This window comes from Nocardia sp. JW2, assembly GCF_051843015.1.
GTDB classification, from domain to species: domain Bacteria; phylum Actinomycetota; class Actinomycetes; order Mycobacteriales; family Mycobacteriaceae; genus Nocardia; species Nocardia coubleae.
Genome location: NZ_JBPXLK010000002.1, coordinates 82,934 through 108,925 on the forward strand (window position 1 = coordinate 82,934; position 25,992 = coordinate 108,925).

The 25,992-nt window shown below is 70.5% G+C and carries 8 protein-coding genes; 6 read left to right on the forward strand and 2 right to left on the reverse strand.

Annotated features, from left to right (window positions below; genetic code table 11):
* The first annotated feature begins 27 nt into the window (after positions 1–27).
* From ACSVDM_RS03570 to ACSVDM_RS03580, 3 genes are all read left to right on the forward strand, one after another.
* Positions 28–17,748: an amino acid adenylation domain-containing protein gene (locus ACSVDM_RS03570; protein WP_439262774.1), complete on the forward strand. Its 17,721-nt coding sequence runs from the start codon at positions 28–30 to the stop codon at positions 17,746–17,748.
* 205 nt (positions 17,749–17,953) lie between these two features.
* Positions 17,954–18,976 carry an alpha/beta hydrolase gene (locus ACSVDM_RS03575; protein ID WP_439263209.1) on the forward strand — a complete coding sequence of 341 codons (1,023 nt, stop codon included), beginning with the start codon at positions 17,954–17,956 and terminating at the stop codon, positions 18,974–18,976.
* A gap of 183 nt (positions 18,977–19,159) precedes the next feature.
* A complete protein-coding gene (locus tag ACSVDM_RS03580) occupies positions 19,160–20,398 on the forward strand; it encodes a TetR/AcrR family transcriptional regulator (RefSeq protein ID WP_439262776.1) in 1,239 nt (412 codons plus the stop codon).
* On the opposite strand, the gene ACSVDM_RS03585 is transcribed toward ACSVDM_RS03580, so the two are convergent.
* A complete protein-coding gene (locus ACSVDM_RS03585; RefSeq protein ID WP_439262778.1) occupies positions 20,381–21,880 on the reverse strand; it encodes an aldehyde dehydrogenase family protein in 1,500 nt (499 codons plus the stop codon). The genes ACSVDM_RS03580 and ACSVDM_RS03585 overlap by 18 nt on opposite strands.
* Before the next feature lie 214 nt (positions 21,881–22,094).
* On the opposite strand from ACSVDM_RS03585, the gene ACSVDM_RS03590 reads away from it, so the two are divergent.
* Genes ACSVDM_RS03590 through ACSVDM_RS03600 form a run of 3 tightly spaced genes read left to right on the forward strand, consistent with a single transcriptional unit; the run spans position 22,095 to position 24,729 of the window.
* Positions 22,095–23,096: a daunorubicin/doxorubicin resistance ABC transporter ATP-binding protein DrrA gene (locus ACSVDM_RS03590; RefSeq protein ID WP_067491227.1), complete on the forward strand. Its 1,002-nt coding sequence runs from the start codon at positions 22,095–22,097 to the stop codon at positions 23,094–23,096.
* Between the two features lie 5 nt (positions 23,097–23,101).
* Positions 23,102–23,905, forward strand: coding sequence for an ABC transporter permease (locus ACSVDM_RS03595; protein WP_439262781.1), 804 nt, complete (start codon positions 23,102–23,104; stop codon positions 23,903–23,905).
* Positions 23,902–24,729: an ABC transporter permease gene (locus ACSVDM_RS03600; RefSeq protein WP_067641594.1), complete on the forward strand. Its 828-nt coding sequence runs from the start codon at positions 23,902–23,904 to the stop codon at positions 24,727–24,729. Before ACSVDM_RS03595 ends, ACSVDM_RS03600 begins: the two co-directional genes overlap by 4 nt.
* A gap of 40 nt (positions 24,730–24,769) precedes the next feature.
* On the opposite strand, the gene ACSVDM_RS03605 is transcribed toward ACSVDM_RS03600, so the two are convergent.
* Complete coding sequence (locus ACSVDM_RS03605) at positions 24,770–25,945, reverse strand: lycopene cyclase family protein (protein WP_439262783.1); 1,176 nt, start codon at positions 25,943–25,945, stop codon at positions 24,770–24,772.
* Between the last annotated feature and the right edge of the window lie 47 nt (positions 25,946–25,992).

Here is a 25,992-nt window from a genome sequence, read left to right on the forward strand (position 1 = left end):
CGACTCCGGCGATCGGATGGGGCTGTCGTGACCAGGGCGTCGCGGGCGTCCGGTACCCGAGCCAGGCAGCGGGGCAAGACGCTGCCGCAACTGCTGTCCGTGGCGGTGGAATCCAATCCGGGTGGGGTGGCGCTGAGCTGGTCCGACGGTGTGTCGGCGCCGGTTCGCCTGACCTACGGCGAACTCGACGAGCGCGCCAACCGGTTGGCCCGGTTGCTGATCGAGCGTGGAGTCGGTCCCGAGGACGTGGTCGCCGTCGGCATCGGCCGCTCACCGGAGTCGGTGCTCGCCATGTGGGCGGTGACCAAGGCCGGTGCGGCCTTCCTGCCCGTCGATCCGAACTACCCGCAGGCGCGGGTGTCGCACATGCTCGCCGACGCGGGCGCGGTGGTCGGGCTGTCGATGTCGGCGGCCGTCGATCGCCTGCCCGGCACCGTGGAATGGCTGTGCCTGGACGACCCGGCGGTGCGCCGCGCCGCCGAGGAACACCCCGGCGACCCGGTGACCTTCGCCGACCGGGTGCGCCCGCTGCGGCTGCAGCATCCCGCCTACGTGGTGTACACCTCCGGGTCGACCGGTCTGCCCAAGGGCGTCGTGGTGACCCACGCCGGTCTCGCCGGGTACTGCGCCGAGCAACGCGCCCACTACGGCATCGAACCCACTTCGCGCACGCTGCATTTCGCGTCGCCGTCGTTCGACGCCGCCGTGCTGGAACTGCTGATGGCCGTCGGTGCGGGGGCGACCATGGTGATCGCGCCCGCGGGCATCCTCGGCGGTGCCGAGCTGGCCGAGGTGCTGCGGCGCGAGTCGGTGACGCATATGTTCATCACCACCGCCGCCCTCGCCTCGCTCGATCCCACCGGGCTCGACGAACTGGCCGTGGTCACCACCGGTGGTGAGGCGTGCCCGCCGGATCTGATCCGTCGCTGGGCCACCGGCACCCGGCGTTTCCACGATTGCTACGGGCCCACCGAGACCACGATCGTCACCAATATCAGTGCGCCGCTGGAGATCGGCGACACGGTGAACATCGGTGCCCCGCTGCGTGGGGTCACCGAGTACGTGCTCGACGAACGCCTCGTCCGCGTGCCCGACGGCATGATCGGCGAACTGTACATCGCGGGTAACGGGCTGGCGCGCGGCTACCACCGCAGGCCCGCACTCACCGCTTCCCGGTTCGTCACCGACCCGTTCGATCCGGCGGGTGGGCGCATGTATCGCACCGGCGATCTGGTGCGCAGACGACCCGACGGCGCCATCGAATTCGTGGGGCGCAACGACTTCCAGGTGAAGGTGCGCGGATTCCGCATCGAGCTCGGCGAGATCGACACCGTGCTCACCGCGCACGAGTCCGTCGACTTCGCGGTGACCGTCGGACACGAACTCGACAACGGCACAACGATTCTCGCCGCCTACGTGCATGCCGCGCCGGGTGCCTCGATCGATCTCGACGATGTGCTCGCCCACGCCAAGGCCGGTCTGCCCGCCCACATGGTGCCGACCGCGCTCACGGTGCTCGACACCATTCCGCTCACCCCCGTCGGCAAGCTCGACCGGGCCGCGCTGCCCGCGCCGACCCTGCGCGCCGCCGAGTTCCGCAGGCCGTCCGGGGCGATGGAGGAGCTGGTCGCCGCCGTCTTCACCGACCTGCTGCACCCGGCCGACCCGATCGGCGCCGACGACGACTTCTTCGCCCTCGGCGGTAACTCCCTGCTGGCCACGCGGGTCGCGGCTCGGCTCGGCGCCGAACTGTCCACCCGTGTTCCGGCCGGGCATGTCTTCGAAAGTCCCACTGTCGCCGGGCTCGCCGCGCTGCTGGAGCCACTGAAGGGTGCGGGTGGGCACGCGCCGCTCACCCGGCGTGGCCGGCCCGAGCTGATCCCGCTCTCGCCCGCGCAGCGGCGGATGTGGTTCCTCAACCAGTTCGACCCGAACTCCACGGCCGAGACGATCCCGTTCGCCCTGCGCCTGACCGGGCCGTTCGACGCGCACGCGCTGTACGCGGCGTTGTCGGATCTGGTCGGCAGGCACGAATCCCTGCGCACCTGGTACCCGGTGCTCACCGCCGGTGAAACCGCCGACGGTGACGGTGTGGCCGAAGGTGTCGGGCACCAGGTGATCCTGCCCGCCTCCGAAGCGGTGCCCGAGGTGCTCGTCGACAGCCTGTCCGAGGACGAATTGCCGCTCTGGCTGGCCGAATTCGCCGCCAAGGGCTTCGATGTGGCGGCCGGGGTGCCGCTGCGGGTGGCGCTGGCCGAACTCGGCCCGCGCGATCATGTGGTCGCGATCGCCCTGCACCACATCACCGCCGACGGTGCCTCCATCACCCCGCTGCTGCGCGACCTGCTCGGTGCCTACCTGGCTCGGCGCAACCGGTCCCGGCCCAGCTGGGCGCCCCTGCCCGTGCAGTACGCCGACTACACGCTGTGGCATCGCGAACTGCTCGGCGCCGAGGACGATCCCGACTCGCTCGCCGCCGCCCAGATCGCCTTCTGGCGCAATACGCTCGCCGCCCTGCCCGACCGCCTCGCCCTGCCGACCGACCGCCCGCGGCCGCCCGTATTCAGCGGTCGCGGTGCGGAATACGGCTTCCAGATCCCGGCCGCCGTGCACACCGCGCTCGCCGACCTGGCCCAACGCACCGGCACCTCGGAGTTCATGGTCGTGCACGCCGCGCTCGCGGTGCTGCTGAGCCGGGTGGCCCACACCGACGACATCGCCATCGGCACCCCGGTGGCCGGGCGCGGTGCCCGCGAACTCGACGACCTGATCGGCATGTTCGTCAACACCCTGGTCCTACGCACCCAGGTGGATCAGCGGGCGAGCTTCCTCGAGCTGCTGCGGGCGACCAAACGCGCCGACCTGGCCGCCTTCGCCCACGCCGACCTGCCCTTCGAACGGCTCGTCGAACTGCTCGACCCGGTGCGCTCGCAGGCGCATCATCCGCTGTTCCAGGTGGCGCTGTTCTTCCAGAACCTCGACTTGCCGACGCTGCGGCTGCCCGGCATGGAAGTGGCGCCGGTCGAATTCGGTGGCACGGTCGCGCGTTTCGATCTGCAACTGACCGTCGTGCCCGGCACCGATCCGGCCGAACCGATGGCGGCGCTGTTCACCTACGCCACCGATCTGTTCGACGCGGAGTCCATCGAGAACCTGGCCGGACGCTTCACCCGCCTGCTCTCGGCGGTGACCGCCGAGCCGTCGCTGAGTGTGGCCGAGATCGACCTGCTCACCGACGACGAACGCCACCAGAGCATCGTCGCCTGGAACGACACCACCCATCCGGTGGCGCCGGAGCTCGTGCTCGACGCCTATCGCCGTGCGGTGCAGGCACATCCGTCGGCTACGGCGCTGGTGTACGAGGGTGTCGCGCTCACCTATCGGCAGTTCGACGAGCGGGTCAACGCGCTGGCCCGCGTGCTGATCGGCGCGGGCGTCGGACCGGAAAGCCTTGTCGGACTGGCTGTCCGGCGCTCGCCGGAACTGGTGATCGGCATGTACGCGGTGCTCACCGCCGGTGGCGCCTACGTGCCGCTCGACCCCGATCACCCGGCCGACCGCATCGCCTACATCCTCGACACCGCCCGCCCCGCCTGCGTACTGAGCACCCGTGCCGACGCCACAGCCCTCCCCACGGGGATCGACGTGGTGCTGGTCGACGAACTCGACACCGCCGGTGTGTCCGTCGAACCGGTGCGCCCCGAGGAACTCCGCGCTCCGCTGCACCCCGAGCACCCCGCCTACGTCATCTTCACGTCCGGTTCCACCGGCAAGCCCAAGGGCGTGCTGATCTCGCATGCCGCCATCCACAACCAGCTGGTGTGGATGCTGGCGAAATACCCCCTGGTCCTGGGCGACGTCTACCTCCAGAAGACCGCGACCACCTTCGACGTGTCCCTCTGGGGTTACTTCCTGCCGTTGCGCGTGGGGGCCACTCTGCTGCTGGCGACCCCCGACGGCCACCGCGATCCGGCGTACCTCATCGATCTCATCGACACCCACCGCGTCACCGTCACCGACTTCGTCCCGTCGATGCTCACGGTCTTCGCGGCACAGGCCCGTGCCGGTCGGCCGGAAATCGAATCCGTGGCGAGCGCGTCGGCACGTGGTGAAGGCGCTTCCGGTGTGGTCGTCGACGCCGCGCCAGCCTCGGCCGGATCCGGCGACTCGGCACAGCCGCGACGTGCGCCGGGTGGGCTGCCGCAGCGCGTGCCCGGGAATTCCGCAGGGCTCCGAGGTGGTCCGGCTCGCGTGGCGACGGGCGATGCCGGTGAGGCCTCGCCCGGGCTCGGTGGCTCGACGCAGCCCGGTTCGGGTTCGCGACAGGCGCACGGTCTGGGTGGTCCGGCCTCGGCGGCTCCGGCGGGATCCGTCGGGGATCGTGTCACCCGTGAGCGGCTGTTGCGTTCGGCGCTGGCTACCGCGCCCGCTCAGGAGGACGAGCCGCCGGCGTGGTCGCTGCGGGCCTCGCGGACGTCGGCCAACCCGCTACCCGGCCCCGTAGATGCGCAGCCCGCCAGCCTGTCGACATTGCGCGACGTGTTCGTGATCGGTGAGGCGTTGCCGCCGGAAACCGTCGATGCCATGGCCGAGGTGTGTTCGGCGCGGCTGCACAATCTGTACGGGCCGACCGAGGCGGCTGTCTCGGTGACCTACTGGCCCGCCAGGGCGGGGGAGCGGTCGGTGCCGATCGGCCTGCCGCAGTGGAACACTCGGGTGTACGTGCTCGACGAGCGGCTGCGGCCGGTGCCGCCGGGCGTCACGGGTGAGCTCTATCTCGCGGGCGATCAGCTCGCGCGCGGGTATGTCGCGCGGCCCGGTCTCACCGCCGACCGGTTCGTCGCCGACCCGTTCGCCGCCGATTTCGGTGGTTCGGTGACCGGCGCCCGCATGTACCGCACCGGTGACCTGGTGGTGTGGCGCAAACCGACCGCCGGCGAGCCCCAGCGGCTCGACTACCTGGGACGCATCGACTTCCAGGTGAAGTTCCGCGGCCAGCGCATCGAGCTCGGCGAGATCGAAACGGCCCTGCTGGCAAGCGAATCCGTGAGCCAGGCGGTGGCGATGGTCGCCGCGACGGAACTGGGCGATCAGCTGGTGGCCTATGTGGTTCCGGCGCCCGGCCGCGCCGCCGACCCGGATCGTCTGCTGGCCTCGGTCTCCAAAACCCTTCCGGCGTACATGGTTCCGGCCGCCATCACGGTGCTCGACGAATTGCCACTCAACCCGAGCGGCAAACTCGACCGCAAAGCGCTGCCCGCACCGCATTTCACCACGCGCGCCTTCCGCGCCCCGGCGACCGCGGCTGAGAAGCTGATCGCCGCGCTCTACGGTGAAGTGCTGGGGCGCAAGGACATCGGCGCCGACGACGACTTCTTCGGCCTCGGCGGAAACTCCCTGGTCGCGACCCGGCTGGTCGCCCGTCTCGGTGCTGCCACCGGCAGCCGCATCCCCGTGCGCACCCTGTTCGAGCACCCGACGGTCGCGGCGCTGGCCGCCACCCTCGACCCGGCCGCCGTCGACGCGACGGCGGACACCGTCTCCACCCTCGGCAGCCTGGACCGCCCGGCCGCACTCCCGCTGTCACCGGCCCAGCGCCGCATGTGGTTCCTCAACCGCTTCGACCAGGGCGCCACCGGCGACGGCACCGCCGCCTACAACCTCCCCTTCGCGCTGCGCCTCACCGGCAACCTGGACGTCGGCGCCCTCACCACGGCGTTGCACGACGTCCTGGCCCGCCACGAAGTCCTGCGCACCGTCTACCCCGACACCGGCGACGGCCCGATCCAGCTGATCCTGCCCGCCGACGAGGTCGACCTCGGCATCACGGTCCACCGCATCGGTGAACCCGCCGACCCCTTCGCCACCACCAAGCTCCCAATCGTGAACGTTGCTGCCGATGCGGGCGCACCCGATGCGGCCGGGCGGCCCTTCGTGCGTTCTGGTGGGCTACCGGCCGAGTCCGGGTCAGGCGCGGAGCTGGTCGAACAGATCACCGCACTGGCTTCGACCGCCTTCGATGTGACGACCGAGGTGCCCTTGCGGGTGCGGTTGTTCGAGGTGACCGGTGCCGATCCGGACGCGCCGACGGAATACGTGCTCGCGGTGGTGGTGCACCACATCGCGGCCGACGCCTCGTCGATGGCGCCACTGGTGCGCGATATGACCACCGCCTATCTCGCACGGGCGGCCGGGCACGCGCCCGACTGGGCGAGTCTGCCGGTGCAGTACGCCGACTACGCGCTGTGGCAGGTGGACCGGCTGGGTGCCGAAAGCGACCCCGAATCGCTTGCCGCGCAACAGGTTGCCTTCTGGCAGGCGGAACTGTCCGGGCTGCCGGACCTGCTCGAGCTGCCCGCCGATCGCCCGCGCCCCGCCGTCGCCTCGCTCGCGGGTGACCGGGTGCCGGTGCGGATCGACGCCGACACCCACGCCGGGCTCGCGCGGATCGCGCAGCAGACCGGATCGACGGTCTTCATGGTGCTGCACACCGCCTTCGCCGTGCTGCTCGCGCGGCTGGCCGGTACCGCCGACGTGGTGGTCGGGACACCAGTCGCCGGCCGCGGGGAACGCGAACTCGACGACCTGATCGGCATGTTCGTCAACACCGTCGTCCTGCGCACCCGCTACAACGGGAGCGCGGCCTTCACCGACCTGCTCGCCGACCAGCGCTCCCGCGATCTGGCCGCCTTCGCCGCCGCCGATGTGCCCTTCGAACGGCTCGTGGAGGTCCTCGACCCGCCGCGGTCCACGGCACGTCACCCGCTGTTCCAGGTCGGCCTGTCCTTCCAGAACGTGGACCACGCCACCCTCGAACTGCCGGGTCTGCGGATCGCCCCGGTGCCGGCGGATCTCGCGGTCTCGCAATTCGACCTGCACCTGATCGTCGGCGACGGGCACGCCGAGGACGGCACCCCCACCGGCATCGAAGGGTTCTTCACCTACGCCACCGACCTGTTCGACGCCGCCACCGTGGCCGGGTTCGCCGAGCGGCTGAACCTGCTGCTCGACGCGATCGTGCGGGACCCGGCCCGGGTGGTCGGCGATGTCGACCTGCGCACGGCCGTCGAGCGGTCGAGCGAGATCGTCAGCGGTGCCGCCGATCTCGCGATGCCGACCGGCACCCTCGCCGATCTGCCCGCCTCGGCGCGGCCCGAAGCGATCGCCCTCGTCGCGGACCTGCCGGAGGGCCGTCTCGAACTGACCTATGCCGAGTTCGAGGCGCGCGCGAATCGCCTTGCCCGCCATCTCATCTCGCTCGGTGTCGGCCCGGAGTCACTGGTCGCGCTCGCCCTGCCCCGTTCGGTGGACCTGGTGGTCGCCATGTACGCGGTGGCTCGTTCCGGCGGCGCCTACGTGCCGATCGACCCGGATCAACCCGCCGACCGCACCGACTACATCCTGCACACCGCGGCACCGATCTGCGTGCTCTCCAACGGTTTCCGCACGGACGCGGCGCCCGTGGTCCGGGTGGACCATCCGGCGGTGCAGTCCGCCGATCCGTCTCCGGTGACCGATGCGGATCGTCGGGCGCCGCTGCGTCCGGAGAACACGGCCTACGTCATCTTCACCTCCGGATCCACCGGACGACCCAAGGGTGTCGCGGTCCCGCACGCGGCAGTGGTCAACCAATTGCAGTGGCTTCGTGCCGAATTCGAGACGACCGCGGCCGACGCGTTCCTGCTGAAGACGCCCGCCACCTTCGACCTCTCGGTGTGGGAGTTCTGGTCGGCGGCCGTCTGCGGTGGCCGCCTGGTGATCGCCGCACCCGACGGGCACCGCGATCCGGCCTACCTGGACGCGCTCATCGCCGACGCGAATGTCACCACACTCACGGCGGTACCGTCGCTGCTCGACACCCTCGTCGGCTACTGGGAGGCGACCGCGCCACCCCTGCGCCGTATCCTGGCGATCGGCGAAACGCTGCCCGCCCCGCTGGCGCAGCGACTGCTGAATACCTTGCCGGACACCAGGATCGACAACCTCTACGGTCCCACCGAGGCCGCCGTCTCGATCACCGACCATCAGGTGACTTCCGCCGATACCGAGACCGTCCCCATCGGCACGCCCGAGTGGAACAGCCGTGTCTACGTGCTCGACGAGCGCCTGCGTCCCGTCCCACCCGGCGTGCGTGGCGAGCTGTACCTCGGTGGTGTTCAGCTGGCCAGGGGTTACCTGCGCAAACCGGCCCTCACCGCCGAACGTTTCCTGGCCGACCCCTTCCAGCCGGGTGCCCGCATGTACCGCACCGGCGACCTGGTCATCCGCACGCCCGCGGACAGCGCGACCCATGGCGAACTGATCTACCTGGGCCGCACCGACTTCCAGGTCAAGGTCCGTGGCTTCCGGGTGGAACCCGGCGAGGTCGAAGCCGCGCTCCTCGCCCTCCCACAGGTCACGCAAGTCGCCGTCCTGGCACGCACCGACGCCCACTACGGCGACCGCCTTGTCGCGTACGTGGTGCCGGCGGACTCCCGCGCGGCCCAAGGTGGAGACATCACCGGGGCGTCCGGCGGCACCGCCCCGGGGGCGAGCGCGCACCCGGCTGTCGCCGGCACTCGCTCCGAATCGGCTGCCGGCCGGGCCGCGCCTTTCGGTGCCGGGGCCGCCGAGAACTCGGTCGCGGGCGCGGCTTTCACTGCTCAGGTCGGGGACGGCACGGCATCCGTCCCGGCTGTTCGCCCGGAACTCGATGTGGCGCAGGTCAAGTCCGCGCTGCGGGAGAAGTTGCCCGCGTACCTGGTGCCCGAGGCATTCGTGGTGCTCGATGCGCTGCCGCGCACCGTCAACGGCAAGCTGGACCGCGCTGCGCTGCCAGCACCGGTCTTCGAATCCGCCGCTTTCCGGACACCGACGACGCCTACGGAGCAGCTGATCGCCGGGGTCTACGCCGACATCCTCGGGGTGGATGACGTCGGTGCCGATGACGACTTCTTCGCCCTCGGCGGCAACTCCCTGCTCGCGACCCGTGCGGCCGCCCGCATCGCCGAGGCGTTGAACCGCGCGGTGGGCGTGCGACTGCTGTTCGAGGCCCCGACGGTCACCGAACTCGCGCTGCGGGTGCACCGGGCCGACGAGTTGTCGGCCGCGCGCCCGGTCGCGGGACCGCGCCCGGCCGAGGTGCCGCTGTCGCTGGCCCAGCAGCGCATGTGGCTGCTCAACCAGCTCGACCCCGACGCGACCGTCTACAACATCCCCGCCGCCATCCGCCTCACCGGCACCCTCGACCTGCCCGCCCTAGAGGCCGCCGTCCGCGACCTGTTCACCCGCCACGAAGTCCTGCGCACCCGCTACCCGGTGACCCCGCACGATCGGGTCCGGCAGCCTGCGGCGCTCACCAGGGGAACCGCCGCCGGGCAACCGGCGACCGGTGCGTCGGTGGATGCCACCACAGCGCACCGTGGCACGGGGACGGCTGGGCAGCCGGCGACCGGTGCGTCGGCGGGCGCCACCACAGCGCATCGCGGCACGGGGACGGCTGGGCAACCGGCGACCGGTGCGTCGGTGGATGCCATGGCCGGGCGCGGCACCGAATGGGGGCCTGTGCAGGAGGTGCTGGCACCGGGCGCGGTCGACCTCGACCTCACACCTGTACCGGTCACCGCCGACGACGTGCTCGCCGAAGTTCGGTGCACCGCCTCGACCGGGTTCGATGTCACCGCCGCGCCACCGGTGCGGTTGCGCCTGCTCCGGCTCGGCGCCGACGAACACGTGCTGGTGTTCGTCGCGCATCACATCGCCGCCGACGGCTTCTCGATGGGCCCGCTCACCAGGGATCTGGTGCTCGCCTACACCGCGCGCACCTCGGGTGCCGCGCCCGCGTGGACGCCACTGCCCCTCCAGTACGCCGATTACGCGGTGTGGCAACGCGATACGCTGGGCGACGAGACGGACCCGGCATCGATCGCCGCGAACCAGCTCGCCTACTGGACCACCGAACTCGCCGACCTCCCCGACGAGATCGACCTGCCGACCGACCGGCCACGCCCAGCGGTGCAGTCCTTCGCCGGTGCCACAACAGGTTTCGACATCGATGCCGACCTGCACGCCGGGCTCGCCGCACTGGCACGGCGCGAAGGCGTCACCCTGTTCATGGTCGTGCAGGCCGCGCTCGCCACCCTCCTGGCCCGCCTGTCCGACACCGACGATGTCGCCATCGGCACCCCGATCGCCGGTCGCGGCGCGCGCGAACTCGACGACCTCGTCGGCATGTTCGTCAACACCCTCGTGCTGCGCAGCCGCATCGCGGGCGATGAACCGTTCACCACGCTGCTGGCCGCCACCCGCGACACCGACCTGCGCGCCTTCGCCCACGCCGACGTCCCGTTCGAGCGGGTCGTCGACGCGGTCCAACCGGCCCGCTCGACCAGCAGGCACCCCCTGTTCCAGGTGGCGCTGTCGTTCGAGAACCTCGCGCCGGTGACCGTGGAACTGCCCGGTCTCGCCGTGCACGCCCTCGACGCCCGCACCGCCGACGCCAAGTTCGACCTGCTGCTCACCGTGCGCGAACAGCAGCGCAACGGCGGCATGTACGCCGAATTCACCTACGCCACCGACCTGTTCGACGAATCGACGGTGCGTACTCTCGGTGCCCGCTTCACCCGCCTGCTGGCAGCCGTCGCCGCGGACCCCACCGCGCCCGTCGGCGATATCGACCTGCTCGACGAGCGGGAACTCGCCGCGCAGACCACCTTCGCGGGCCCACCCGCCGTGCCCGCGCGCACCCTCGCCCAGCTCATGGGCGACGCGGTCCGTGCCAACCCGTCGGGAATCGCACTGCGCGGCGAAGGACGCGGCTTCACCTACACCGACCTCGACGCGGCCGCCAACCAGTTGGCCCGTGCGCTCATCGCCCGTGGCGCGGGCCCGGAAGTGCCGGTGGCCGTCGCTATCCGGCGATCGGTGGAATCCGTGCTCGCGCTGTGGGCCATCGCCCGCACCGGCGCGGTGATCGTGCCGATCGACCCCGGCTACCCCCTCGACCGGATCGCGCACATGGTCGCCGATTCGGGTGCGACGCTCGGCGTCACCCTGGCCGCCGAACTTGCCGACCTGCCCGCGTTGCCCGCCGCCGGTGGCTGGGTGGCGCTCGACGACCGCGCGTTCACCGCCGAGGTCGCGGCCAATCCCGGTGTCGCGCTGCGCGAGATCGAGCTCCTCGGCGCCGCGCGCCCGGGCGGCGCGGCGTACATGATCTACACCTCCGGGTCGACCGGTCTGCCCAAGGGCGTCGTGGTCACCCATGCCGGTGTCGCCAACTTCTGCGCCGAACAGGTCGAGCGCTACCGGCTCGACAAGGCCACGCGCGCACTGGCATTCGCCTCGCCGTCGTTCGACGCGTCCATGCTGGAACTGCTGCTCGCCCTCGGTGGTGCGGGCACGCTCGTCGTCGCCCCGGCCGACAGTGTCGGCGGCACCGACCTGGCCGAACTGATCCGCACGGAAGGGGTGACCCATGCCTTCCTCACCCCGACCGTGCTCGCCACCCTCGAGCCCGAGGGCCTGCCCGACCTGCGCGTCCTGATCGTCGGCGGCGAGCACCTGCCCGGCGACCTCGCCGCCGGATGGGACGCGCTGCCGCAGCGCCGCCTGCACAACGCCTACGGCCCCACCGAGGCGACCATCGCCGCCACCATCAGCGCACCGCTGCACGGCACCGACGTGCACATGGGCGGACCGATCCGTGGCATCCGCGCACTGACCCTCGATCCGCGCCTGCACCCGGTGCCCGAAGGCGCCACCGGCGAGCTCTACGTGGGCGGTATCCAGCTGGCGCGCGGCTACCATCAGCGCGCGGGCCTCACCGCCGCCCGCTTCGTCGCCGATCCGCACGGTCCGGCCGGTGCCCGCCTCTACCGCACCGGCGACCTCGTCCGCCGCCGCGGTGACGTGCTGGAATACCTGGGCCGCAACGACTTCCAGGTGAAGATCCGTGGTCTGCGCATCGAACTCGGCGAGATCGATGCCGTGCTGGCCGCCGTACCCGGCGTCAGCTGGGTCAGCACGATGGGCCGCGACAACGGTGCCGGATCGACCATGCTCGTGTCGTATGTGCAAGGCACCGATCTGGAACCGAGCGCACTCACCGCCGCCGCCGCCGAGGCGCTGCCGGACTACATGGTGCCCGCCGCCGTCGTCGTACTCGACGAATTGCCGCTCACCCCGAGCGGCAAACTCGACCGCCGCGCCCTGCCCGATCCGGTGCTCAGCCGCCGCGAATTCCGGCCACCGCGCAGCTCGGCCGAACGCGCCGTCGCCCGCGTGATCGGTGAGGTGCTCGGCCACGACCGGGTCGGTGTGGACGACGACTTCTTCGCCCTCGGCGGCGACAGCATCACCGCCATCCAGGTGGTGTCGCGGGCCGCCGACGCCGGCGTCACCCTGCGCCCGCGCGACCTGTTCGCCGCGCGCACCGTCGGCGCCCTCGCCGAGCGCGCGCAACTTACCGCCGAGGCGACCACCCGGACCGGCGCCCTGCCGCTCACCGCCACCGCCGCCCAGCTCCTGGAAGCGGGGGAGCAGGCCGTCGAACCGCGCGCCCTGCTGCTCGACGTGCCCGCCGACTGCCCGGACGAGGCCGTCGCCGCCGTCGCGGCCGCGGTGATGAACCAGCACCCCATGCTGTGGGCGGTCCTCGACCGCACCGAATCCGACCCGGTACTGCGCATCCCCCCGGCCGCGGAACGCACCGGTGGTGCCTTCCGCAGGCTGGCCGGTGAGGACGGCGAGGCGTCGCTGCCCGTGGACGACATCGTCGCCGCCGCGGCTGCCGCGCTCGACCCCGACGAGGGTCGCAACATCCACTTCATCCTCACCGGTGACGGCCCGTCCACCCTGGTCGTGGTCGCCAATGCGCTCGTGCTGGACGAGGTTTCCTGGCGGGCCGTGGTCGACCAGCTCACCACCGCGTGGAGCCGCGGCCGTCACGCCGCACCCTCGGCGCCCGACGCGGGTCTCGACGACCTGATCCGCCGCCTGGCCGACTACCCGTCCTCGCCCGCCGCCCGCGCCGAACGCGAGTACTGGCACCGCGCCGTGCGCGCCAGGACGGCTGATTCGGGCGACCTGCGCCAGCGCCGCCGGGTATCGCTGAGCATCACCGGCGAGGGCACCGCCGCCGTCGGCACCGTCGCCGAGGCCTACCGCGCCACGGTCGACGAGGTGCTGCTCACCGCCGTCGCCCTCGCCCTGCACACCGCCGCCGATTCGGCGGCCGTCCGCGCGATCGGCAGCGTCGTCCGGCTGCGTGCCGACCAGCGCGTCCTCGGACGGCACGACGCCCAGAACGTGGTCGGCGGATTCACCACCGACTTCCCGCTCGCGCTTCGCCTCGACGGCGTGGACCCGGCCGACGCGCTCGTCGGCGGCCCGGCCGCGGGCACGGCGCTGTCCCAGATCAAGGAACTGTGCCGGACGGTCCCGGCCGGCGGCGCAGGCTTCGGACTGCTGCGCTACCTCGACGCCGACGCGGCCGACACGGTGCGCACCGTCGACCGCGGCCGGTTCGCGCTCCGGGTACGCGACCTGCGACCCGCCCGCGTCCACACGGACGTGGCCGTCGACGATCTGGTCCTCGTGCTCACCGTCGACGCCACCGCCGACGGTATGGTCGCCCGCTTCGACTACGCCGCGACGGTTCTCGACGCCGACGCGGTGAAGCACTTCGCCGAGCACTGGATCCGCGCCCTCGGCGGACTCGCCGAACACGGCCTGCGCCCCGACGCGGGCGGATTCACCCCCTCGGACTTCGCCCTGGTCCGCCTCGGCCAGACCGAACTCGACCGCCTGGTGCGCCGCTACCCCCGGCTCAGCGACATCTGGCCGGTGACACCGTTGCAGTCCGGGATGCTGTTCCATGCCCTGCTCGCCGAGAACTCGGTCGACCCCTACATCACCCAGATCGTCCTCGACCTCGACCCGTCCGTCGACACCGAACGCCTGCACACCGCCGCCCAGACCGTGCTCGACCGGCACGACAACCTGCGCGTCGCCTTCGCCACCGACCCGGCAGGCACACCGCTGCAGGTGGTCATCGACGACGTCGACGTGCCGTGGCAGGTGATCGATGCCGACGAAGCCACCTACGAGCGCATCCGAAGTGCCGACCTGGCAACACATTTCGACATGGCGGTCGCGCCGCAGCTGCGTTTCACCCTGGTGCGCACACCCCAGCGTGCCCACCTGGTGGTGACCAGCCACCACATTCTCATCGACGGCTGGTCGATGCCGCTGCTGCTGCAGGAGCTGCTCGCCGCCTACACCGTCGGGCGCACCCGTCGCCTGCCGAAACCGGCGCCCTACCGCGACTACCTGGCCTGGCTCACCGAGCAGGATCTCGACGCCGCCCGCCAGGCCTGGCGTGGCGCGCTCACCGGCCTGGCCGAACCGACCCCGCTGGCCCCGGTCGAGAAGGGCCGCGAAATCGCCTCGGGCACCGGGGAAACCGGCTTCGCGCTCACACCCGCCGACACCGCGGCGCTGACCCGGCTCGCCGCCGACCTCGGTGTCACGGTGAACACTGTGGTCCAGGCGGCCTGGGGTCTGCTCATCGCCCGGCTCGTCGATCGCGACGACGTGGTGTTCGGCGCGACCGTGTCGGGCAGGCCCGCCGCGCTGCCCGGCGTGGAACGCATGGTCGGGCTGTTCCTCAACGCCATCCCGGTGCGGGTGCGGGTGCGGCCCGAGCACACCGTCGCCGAGCTGCTGCGCACCCTGCAGGACGAGCAGGCCGCCCTGTTCGACTACCACTACCTCGGTCTCGGTGAGATCCAGGAGATCGTCGGTGTCGACGCGCTGTTCGATTCGCTCGTCGTGTTCGAGTCGTTCCCCGTCGACCGGGCGGCGATCGACCGGGCCGCCAGCGGGTCGGCCACCATCACCGGTCTCGACGCGACCAACGGCACCCACTACCCGCTCACCGTGCAGGTGGTGGCAGGCGAACAACTGCGCGTGTCGGTGAAGTACCTGCGCGACGTGTTCGACGCCTACACCGCACACCTGCTGTCCCAACGGTTCTCACTGCTGCTGGCCCGCTTCACCGCCGACCCGCAGTCCCGCCTCGGCGCACTCGACGTGCTGCTCGCCGACGAACGCGGCACCCTCACCGCGCTCAACGCCACCGACGCACCGGAGCTGCTCGACGAGTCGACGCTGCTGACGCTGTTCGACGCCCAGGTGGCCCGCACACCCGACGCGGTCGCGGTGATCGACGGCGAGCACAGCTACACCTACGAGCAATTCGACGCCAGGTCACGGAAACTGGCCGCCACGCTGAGCGCGCTCGGAGCCGGTCCGGAGGTGCTGATCGCGGTCGCCATGCGTCGCGGTATCGACCTCGTCACCAGCATCTACGCGGTGTTGCGCACAGGGACGGCCTACGTCCCGGTCGACCCGGACCATCCGGCCGAACGCACCGAACGCGTGCTCGCCGCCGCGGCGCCGCTGTGTGTGCTCACGACCACGGGCACCGGATTCCACAGCAGCGCAAGGGTCGTCGAGATCGACACCCTCGCCCCCGCGTCCGCCCCGCCGGCCGAACCGGCACCGGACAACCTCGCCTACGTGATCCACACTTCCGGGTCCACCGGAAAACCCAAGGGCGTCATGCTGACCCACCGTCAGCTCGTCGCCCAGTTCCGCTGGGCGCAACGCGACTACCTGCACAGCCCCGGCGATGTGGTGCTGCACAAGACACCGGTCACCTTCGACATCTCCACCTGGGAACTGCTGTGGCCGTTGCAGACCGGTGCGGCGGTGGTCATCGCCCGGCCCGACGGTCATCGCGACCCCGACTACCTCGCCGAGGTCATCACCGAACATTCCGTCACCACCGTGCACTTCGTGCCGTCCATGCTCGACGCCTTCCTGACCGACCGCCGAGCGGGCGAACTGCCCTCGCTGCGACGGGTATTCGCCGCCGGTGAGGCACTGCAGGCAGCGACCGCGCGCCGGTTCGCCGAGGTGCTCCCCGGCGCCGACCTCGTCAACTGGTACGGCCCGGCCGAGGCCACCGTCGTCACGGCGACCGAAGTGACCGCGGCCGAGCACATTCCGATCGGCGAACCGGTCGCCAACACTCGCGTCCACGTGCTCGACCGGCACCTGCGGCCGGTCCCGCCCGGCATCGCGGGCGAGCTGTACCTCGAAGGCGTGCAGCTGGCGCGTGGGTACCTCGCCGCGCCCGCGCTCACCGCCGAACGGTTCGTCGCCCACCCGGGCGGCGGCAGGCTCTACCGCACCGGCGACGTGGTCCGCCTCGACGCCGACGGCGCACTGGAATACCTGGGGCGCAGCGACTTCCAGGTGAAACTCCGGGGTCAGCGGATCGAGCTCGGTGAAGTCGAAGCGGTTCTGCGCGGGCATCCGGCGGTGCGGCACGCCGCCGTCGCTCTGGTCCACGGCCCGACGGGCGACCGCCTCGTCGGCTATGTCGTCCCCGCCGAAACGCGCGCCGAGCAGCCGGGAACCGCCACCCCGGCGGCGGGCTACTCCATCGAAAGCGGTGCGAATACAGGTGGATTGGACGAAGCCGAAGTGCTGTCCTATGCCCGCACCGCGCTCCCGTCGTACATGGTCCCGGCCACGCTGGTCGTGCTCGCCGCGCTGCCGCTCAACGCCAGCGGCAAGCTCGACCGCAAAGCCCTGCCCGTCCCGGCGGCGACCACCCGGCCCTACCGGCCACCGACCACCCCGGTCCAGCGCGCGGTCGCCGAGGTCTTCGCCGAGGTGCTCGGCGCGGGCAAGGTCGGCCTCGACGACGACTTCTTCGAGCTCGGCGGCAACTCGCTCGTCGCGACCAAGGCCATCAGCAGGCTGCGCACCCGCGTCGGCGCCGACGTGCGCGTGCAGTGGTTCTTCAGCGACGCCACCGTGGCCGCGCTCGCCGAACGCATCGACGCCACCCAGGCGGGCGCCGGCGACTACGACCTCGAATCCGACGACGCCCTCGGCGTGCTGCTGCCCATCCGCAACCGCGTGCCGCACGGCACCGAGGCGGGTGGACCGCTGTTCTGCGTGCACCCGATGTACGGGCTGGCCTGGTGCTATGCCGGGCTGGCTCAATACATTCCGGCGCGCAGACCGATCTTCGGCCTGCAGTCACCCGCGCTCAGCGAGTCCGGGTATCTGCCGGGCACCCTCGCCGCCATGGCCCGCCGCTATGTCATCGAGATCAAAGCGGTCCAGCCGCAGGGCCCCTACCGGCTGATGGGCTGGTCGCTCGGCGGTGTGCTCGCCCACGCCGTCGCCACCGAACTGCAGGCCGATGGCGAGCAGGTGAGCCTGCTCGCCATGCTCGACTCGCACCCCGACATCGACGTCCCCGATTTCCACACCGCCGTGCGCGACGCGCTGGCCGAACTCGGGGTCGACCTGAGCGCCGCCGTGGCGACCAACGGGGTGCGCGAACTCAGCGACGAGGCGCTGGCCGCCCTGCACGCGATCATCCCGGCCAACATGGCCGTGCTCACCCCCGAGCGGGTGCGCCGCATCTATCGCAGCGCGGTGCGTTCGGCGGAACTGATCGCCGAGCACCGGCCCGCCGTATTCCGGGGCAGGCTGGAGTATTTCAGCGCGCTCGGACACGAGAAGGCGGCCGCGAACTGGGCCCGGTATGTCGACGGCGAAATCCGCGATCGGCCGGTCGCGGTGGTGCACGATCAGATGACCTCACCGCAGGCGCTCGCCGAGATCGGGCCGCGGCTGGCGGAACTGCTCGACGCGGGCGACCGGGCGACCGGGGCGCGGTGAGGCGGCTGTGGCTGATGCGGCATGATGTGACCGCGCTGTTGTAACGATTACTACTGTTGTATCGAGTGCATAACCCGTAAGGTTCTGCCGTGGTGCAACTACGCCCCGGGAAACCGGGTGCGGACCGAGTCGGAATTCGAGACGAAGCGAAGGTGCGAAAGTGATCCGTCGGCACACCCGGCGTCGTGGCCTCCGAGCCGCGGCGATGATCGCGGCAACGGCAGTGGCCGCCGGACTGTTGTCCGGCCTCGGCATCGCACCCGCTGCGGCCGACCCGATCATCGATTCCAAGAGCCTGCTCGCCAACCCGGTCTCCGAGGACGGTTCCAAGATCGTCAAGGCCGAGGTGAAGGATTCGCGCAGCCTGCGGTTGCACGTGTACTCCGCGGCCATGGACCAGAACATCATCGTCGACGTGCAGCGGCCCGCCGACGCCTCGGTCCCGCGCCCCACCCTGTACCTGCTCAACGGTGCGGGCGGCGGCGAGGATTCGGCGTCCTGGGTCGCCAAGACCGACGCGCTGGAATTCCTGTCGGACAAGAACGTCAACGTCATCCAGCCGATCGGCGGCTCCTGGAGCTACTACACCGACTGGATCAAGGACGACCCGGTCGTCGGCCGCAACAAGTGGAAGACCTTCTTCACCGAGGAACTGCCCCCGCTCGTCGACGGCGCGCTCGGCACCAACGGGGTGAACGCCATCGCGGGTCTGTCGACCTCCGGCACCACCGTCCTCGCGCTGCCGATCGCCAAGCCCGGCCTGTACAAGGCGGCCGCGGCCTACAGCGGTTGCGCGCAGACCTCCGACCCGGTCGGTTCGGAATTCGTGAAGCTCACCGTCGAGACCTGGGGCGGCGGCGACACCATGAACATGTGGGGCCCGCAGGGCTCGGAGGAATGGGTCAAGAACGACCCGTACGTGAACGCCGAAGGTCTGCGCGGCGTGGAACTCTACGTCTCCACCGGCAACGGCCTGCCCGGACCGTACGACACCCTCAACGGCCCCTACGCGCTGCCCGGCGCCTACGGTCTGGCCAACCAGATCGTCATCGGCGGCATCATCGAGGCGGGCACCAACTACTGCACCAACAACCTGGCCAACCGGCTGAAAGAGCTGAACATCCCGGCCACCTTCAACTTCCGTCCCAACGGCACCCACTCGTGGGGCTACTGGCAGGACGAACTGAAGCTGTCGTGGCCGACGCTGGCCCGGGGTCTCGGCCTCTAAGTTCCCCGCGATTCCACCCGAACCGTCCCGCTCGCACCGTCGCGAGCGGGACGGTTCGCGTTTGCCCGACTTCGTCACGCCGTTTGCGAATTGTGGTTAACTTAGGTTGACTGGTCCAGCGCCGTTGCCGGACGGCGCCGAGCCGTCGACGACGGTTCGCGCAACGGGAAGTGAGCAACGTACATGGTCGCCGATCGCAGGGAGTCCCACCGCGGCCCCGAGCAGGCGACCGCGCAGGCCAAGGTGGTCCGCCGCAGGCCAAAAGACCGCAAGATGCAGATCATGCGCGCCGCCGCCAGGGCATTCAGCGCGCGCGGCTACTACCCGGTCGGCGTCGACGAGATCGCGGCCGAGGTCGGCATCTCCGGGCCCGCGCTCTACCGGCACTTCGCCAACAAATACGCACTGCTCGTCGCCGCCGCCGAAGAGGGCGCGCGTGGGCTGCGCGATGTGGCGAAAGCGGCCGATGACCCGGCACTGAGCCCGCACGACCGCCTCGACGCGCTGCTCACCGCCGTGGCCGAGCACAATATCGACATCCGGCGCGAAGCCGGCCTGTACCGCTGGGAACGTCGCTACCTCGAGCGCGAGGACCGCGTCCGCATCCGCGCGTTCTACCGCGAACTCGAGGCGATGGTCGCCACGCCCATCGCGGAACTGCGGCCCGACGCGAGCCCCGAGAACATCACGCTGCTCGCCGTCGGCGCACTCAGCGCCCTGGCGAGCATCGCCGCGCACCGCACCACCCTGTCGCATTCGCGCATGCTCGCCCTGCAGCTCGACATGGCCTGGTCCATCGTGCGCGCCGACCTGCCGCCCGCGCCGGCGCCGGCCGAGCCCGGCAAGCAGAATCGCGGTCTGCCGGTGACATCTAAACGTGAACAGCTGCTCACCGAGGCGATCCGCATCTTCGGCCGCAACGGCTACCACGAGTCGGGTATCGAAGAGATCGGCGCCGCCGTCGGCATCAACGCCTCCAGCGTGTACCGCCACTTCGACAGCAAAGCCGACCTGCTCGCCGCCGCCTTCCACCGTGCGGGCGACCGCCTCGCCGTGGCGATCAGCGAGGCGCTCGCGCAGTCGAACGACCGCGCCGACGCCGCCCGTCGCATCGCCGACGAGCACGCCCGCCTCACCTTCGCGACGCCGGAGATCATGCCGGTGTACTACGCCGAATTCAGCAATCTGCCCCAGGCCGAACAGCATCGGCTGCGCGCGATCCAGCGCCAGAACATCCTCGAATGGGCCAACCTGCTCGACGGCGACCCGATCGAGGCGCGGTTCCGGGTGCACGCCGCGATCGGTCAGATCATCGACGTGGGCAGGCTGCTGCGCTTCGATTCCCGGCCCGAGCAGCTCGCCCGGCTCGGCGCGCTCACCAGTGCGGTGCTGCTCGGCGGGCAGTCAGCGCCCGTGGCGTAACCGGAACGCCGCCTTGGCCAGGCGCAGATGTCCCGGCCTGCGATCGAACGTCGACAGGCGCACCGGTGCGCGGAAACGTCTGCGCGCGATCGACATCGTCCGGCTGAATTCCTGCAAACCCTGCTGGCCGTGGCTGTGCCCCTGCCCGTACTCGCCGACCCCGCCGAACGGCAGGGCCGGGATACCGGTGAACGCGGTCGACGAATTCACCGTCACCACACCGACTTTCAGCTGGGCGGCGATGAACTCGGCGCTGACGATATCGCGGGTGAACACGGTGACGGCGATGCCGTTGCCCGCCGCGTTCACCCGGGTCACCGCGTCGGCCAGGTCCGACACCCGGTTCACCACCAGCACCGGGCCGATGCCCTCGCCGGTGATCGCGATGCTCTCCTCCGGCACCTCGGCGAGCACGATCGGCTCCACATACGGGTCGCGGAAGGAGTCGAGTCCGCCGAGCACCGCGTGCCCGCCGCGGGCGATGGCGTCGCGCACCTGGGAGCGCACCACGTCGACCTGGTCGGCATTGATCATCGGCCCGTAGGCGGCGCGGTTGTCGGCGCCCGGCCGCAGCTTGGCGGCCCGGTCGGCGGCGCGGGCGAGGAAATCGTCGAAGACCGAGTCGGCGACATAGCAGCGCTGGATGCCCGAGGCGTTCTGACCGGAATTGGCCATCGCCCCGAACACGGCGGCCTCGGCGGCTTCATCGAGGGCGGCGTCGACGTGCACGATCATGCTGCCCTTGCCGCTGTGTTCGACGACCACCGGCGTGAGCGAGCGCGCACACTGCGCGATCACCTCGCGGCCACCGGCCTCGGGACCGGCGTAGGCGATCTTGTCCACCTCCGCGCCGCACAGCGCTGTCGCGGTGCGCGCGTCGCCCGTCACGGCCTGCAGCACCGGATAATCGGGTACCACGCGCGTCCAGCTCGCGGCCAGCCAGAGGCCGACGCCGGTGGTGATCTCGTGCGGTTTGAACACCACCGTGTTCCCGGCGGCCATGGCGTAGGCGATGGAACCCATCGGCGTGAACACCGGGTTGTTCCAGGCACCGAGCACGCCGATCACACCGAGCGGTAGATAACCCACCGACGCGTATTGATTGCGGGTGAACCAGCCCGAACGCAATCGTTTGCGGCCCAGTGCGCGTTCGGCATTGCGGGCGGCCCAATCCAGGTTCTCCACCGCGAGCATCACCTCGAGCGCGGCATCGGTCTCCGGTTTACCCGTCTCGTTGCGCAGGATCTCGACCAATTCGCCACTGCGCCTGGCGATATGGCTTCGCCAATCCAGCAGCAGGCTCCGGCGTTCACCGAAATCCAGTTCCCCCCACCAGTTCTGTGTCGCCCTCGCGGTGCGGACCGCGCGCGTGACCTCGGCGCCGCCCTGCACCGGATATTGCGCGAGTTGTTCGCCGGTGCGCGGATCGAACGACATCAGCAGATCGGTACGGCCCGGCAATGCGGCGGCCGATTCGGCCATGGTCACCTCCCTCTACCCGGATGCCAGGGTATGGGCGTGTCGTCGCGGCGACAAGGAATCGGACCGAATCTCCCCGGGCCTGCCGGAGTACCGACCCGGAAAATCGCCGGACCGGTAACATCGCGCCGAACGGTATGGATCACTTACCGGGAAGAAAAATTCCGTGGCGCGCACCCGTTCGATCGGCGCCGCCGCGGCCGATGGTGGAGAGTTGATGCCGAGTTCTATCTCAGTGGATTCGCCCGTGGGTGGCGTCGCGTCGCACGGCGGTGAGCCCGCGGTGCTCGTTTCCGACGTGCGCAAATCCTTCGGCGACGTGCACGCGCTGCAGGGCATCAGTTTCCAGGCCGAGAAGGCCAGCGTGCTCGGCATCCTCGGGCCCAACGGCGCGGGCAAGACCACCACGGTCAAAATCCTGTCCACGCTGCTGCGCCCCGACTCCGGCACCGCCGTCGTCGCCGGGCACGACGTGCTCACCGATGCCGCGGGCGTGCGCCGCTCGATCATGATGACCGGCCAGTACGCCGCGCTCGACGAGAACCTCACCGGACGCGAGAACCTCGAACTGTTCGGTCGCCTGATGGGCCTGACCAAGTCGGCCGCCCGCAAGCGCGCCGAGGTGCTGCTCGAGGAATTCGACCTGGTCAGCGCCGGTAAACGGGCCGTGCGCAACTATTCGGGTGGTATGCGTCGCCGGGTCGACATCGCCTGCGGGCTGGTGGTTCGCCCCGAGGTGGTGTTCCTCGACGAACCGACCACCGGGCTCGACCCGCGCAGCCGCCAGGGCGTGTGGGACCTGGTGACGGCGCTGAAGAACCAGGGCATCACCGTGCTGCTCACCACGCAGTACCTCGAAGAAGCCGACGTGCTCAGCGACAACATCATCGTCATCGACAAGGGCACCGTCATCGCCGAGGGCACCGCCGACCAGCTCAAGGCCAAGACCGGCGGCAGCTATTGCGAGATCATCCCGCTCGACCTCAGCCGCATCGCGGCCGCCGTGCAGGCCCTCGGTGACCTGGTCCCGGCCGCCGTCGCCGCCGAGATCGCGGGCGCCGACAAGCTGTCGATCCCCGCGCCCGACGGCGCGGCCACCCTCGCCGAGGCGCTGCGCAGGCTCGACAACGCGGGCATCGAACTGGCCGACATCGCCCTGCGCCGCCCCTCCCTCGACGACGTGTTCCTGTCGATCACCGGTCATTCGGGCGGCCACTAGTGAGCGTGTCCACCCCCGCGGCGAAGGGGCTCTTCGCCGACCTACCCGCGGTGCACCAGAGCAGTTTCGCGCAGTGGCGCGCGCTGACCGGTCGCATCGTGCGCACCATGGCGACCAAGGGTGAACTGATCGTCGCCGTGCTCACCCCGCTGGTGGTGACCGTCGCGTTCTACCTGCCGCTGCGCTACGTGATGAAGGTGCAGGGCATCGACTACGCGCAGTACGTGATGCCCATCATCGTGCTGCAGACCATGGCGATGACCATGATGTCGAATGCCCAGCTCGCGGCGTTCGAGGCGCTCACCGGGTTGAGTACCCGGTTGCAGACCATGCCGATCGGGTCGCTGGTTCCGCTGATGTCGCGGATCTGCGCCGGTCTGGTCCGTTCGCTGGTCTCGCTGGTCGCGACGGTCGGCTACGGATACCTGATCGGATTCCGGTTCACCGGCGGCGTGGTGCAGGCACTGGCGTTCTGCGGGTTCGCGCTCGCCGTCGGCGTTGTGCTCACCCTCGGCGCCGACGCGCTGGGCAGCCTCACCAAGAACCCCGAGGCGCTCAGCCAGGCGCTCACGCTGCCGATCCTGATCTTCGGCATGATGTCGACCGGCTTCGTGCCCGAGAACAGTTTCCCCACCTGGGCGCGCGGGTTCGCCCGCAATCAGCCGATCTCGCAGTTCGCGCAGACGCTCAGCGACATGGCCGCGGGTCAGCTGTCGTGGGCGGGTACCTGGGTGTCGCTGGTGTGGCTCGGCGTCGCGGCAGTTGTTTTCCTCCCACTGGCGGTGTGGGCGAGTGTGAGGCGATCATGACGACAACGGAAACGGCGGCCCAGCTGCCGGTGGTGCACGCCAAGCCGGAGAGCTCGGTGTCGGTGTGGTTCAGCCACAGTCTCATCCAGACCAAACGGTTGCTGATGGTGTGGCTGCGCGACCCGTCGACCACCATCCAGACCATCGCCTACCCGGCCGTGACGCTGCTGATGTTCCGCATCGTCCTCGGTGACTCCATCACCGCCGCGACCGGCACACCCAGCATCTACGGCCAGGCCGCGCTGCTCACGCTCGTCGCGGCGATGACCGGTGCGGTGGTGAGTGCGCTCGGCTTCAAACGCGAAAAGGCCTCGGGCCTGCTCAGCCGCTTCTACACGATGCCGCTGAACAAGGCGTCGCTGCTCACCGGGCGGCTGATCGCGGAAGCGTTGCGCATTCTCATCACCACGGTGATCGTGCTGCTCGTCGCCGTACCGCTGGGCTTCCTGTTCATGGAGGACCCGCTCACCAATATCGCGCTGGTCTGCGTTCCGATCCTGTTCGGGCTCGGCTTCGCGGTGATGGTGACGGCGCTGGCCACCATCACCGAGGGCGTGATGCTCATCAGCCTGATCGGCATCCTCAACACCCTGCTGATGTTCTTCAACACCGGCTTCGTCCCGATCATCGCCTACCCCACCTGGTTGCAGACCGTGGTCGCGAACCAGCCGATGAGCTGCGCGATCGACGCGATGAAGGGCCTGTCCTACGGCGGTCCCGTCGCGGACCCGCTGCTCAAGACGGTCCTGTGGACGGTGGGGATGATCGCGGTGTTCGCCTATCCGGCCATCCGCGGCTACAAGAAGGCCGCCGAGACCGCGTAGTTCTGTGGAAGGCCGCGCCGTTGCAACGGCGCGGCCTTTCTCATGCCGGTTGCGCGAACGGGTAGTCGACCCAGCGGTTGCGGTTGGTCCAGCCGACCAGGTCGTAGCGCCAGCGGAACGGCCAGGTGTGGGCGACGGTGTTGAACAGCACTGCGCCGAGGGCGGTGTAGTCGTCGTGGGCCGACAGCAGCGCGCGTTGGCCGCGTTCGGATTCGGTGAAGAACGCTTCGAACATGGCGATCGACTGGTCGGTGGTGAGTCGGCCCAGGCCCCACAGGCCGCGCATCCGCATCCAGTACACCGCGCGCGCCTGCCACGGCCACAGCGCCTCGACGGGGTCGGTGCCCTGCTGTACGGCCGAGACGGCGGTGTCGATGAGGGCGAGCGAATCGGCCACGCTGTAACCGGTGCACGGATGCATCATGCCGCCGCGGGAACCGAACGGGATCGCCGCCGCGGCGCCCTTCTTCGGTGGCGGTTGGTCGAGCGGGTAGTGGGCGGCCTCGTGCGGTTCGTCGCCGGTGAGCCGAATGCCGTGGGCGGCAAGACGATTCAACGTCCGCTTGCGCAGTTCGTGCTGGGGCATACCGCCGCGCAGGCCAAGGCTCGTCTCTTCGAAGATGACGGTTCCGTCGCCGAGCGGCACCGCGTACAGGAACGACGGCGGTTCGTCCGGGCCCGCACCGTTCTCCGGTCGCCAGTCCAGCAGTAGACCCTCGCCGTCACCGACCATCGGCGCCGCGGTCTCGGCATCGACGAAGATCCCGTGCGCCGACGCCGCCCGCCGCTTGCCGAGCGTCGGCAGCCCACGGGTGTCGAACACCGTGCCCGCCGAGATCACCGTCCCGTCGGCCAGCTCCACTTCGTGCTGGTCCACCCGCCCGGCCCGCTGCGCGAACACCGTCGCGTCGTCGATCGCGAGCGCCGCGTGCAATCCCGCCTTCGACAGCACACAGTAGGCCCGCTCGATCCGATGCTCGGTCTTGGTCCACACCGTCGGCGCCGCGATCCGCTGCGCGACAGCGCTCTCGGGCAACCAGCCCGGTAACTCGTCCACCCAGCACGAGAACGTCGGCGGAAACAACCGCTCCGGCCGCGGATCCACCGCCGCCACCCGCAACCCGGCCCCGGCAGCCCGATGCGCCAACCCCCGCCCAGCCGGCCCCAACCCGACCACGCAAATATCGAACTCCCGCACACTCACCCCCGCATTCAATCCACACCCCACACCCCGGCGCAAGGAGACGTGACCGGTGTCCCGGT

Excerpts from the sequence above, each read along its gene's own strand:
- ACSVDM_RS03575 (WP_439263209.1), top strand. The coding sequence starts at position 17,954 with ATGATCGCGGCAACGGCAGTGGCCGCCGGACTGTTGTCCGGCCTCGGC.
- ACSVDM_RS03600 (WP_067641594.1), top strand. The coding sequence starts at position 23,902 with ATGACGACAACGGAAACGGCGGCCCAGCTGCCGGTGGTGCACGCCAAG.
- ACSVDM_RS03585 (WP_439262778.1), bottom strand. The coding sequence starts at position 21,880 with ATGGCCGAATCGGCCGCCGCATTGCCGGGCCGTACCGATCTGCTGATG.
- ACSVDM_RS03590 (WP_067491227.1), top strand. The coding sequence starts at position 22,095 with ATGCCGAGTTCTATCTCAGTGGATTCGCCCGTGGGTGGCGTCGCGTCG.
- ACSVDM_RS03580 (WP_439262776.1), top strand. The coding sequence starts at position 19,160 with ATGGTCGCCGATCGCAGGGAGTCCCACCGCGGCCCCGAGCAGGCGACC.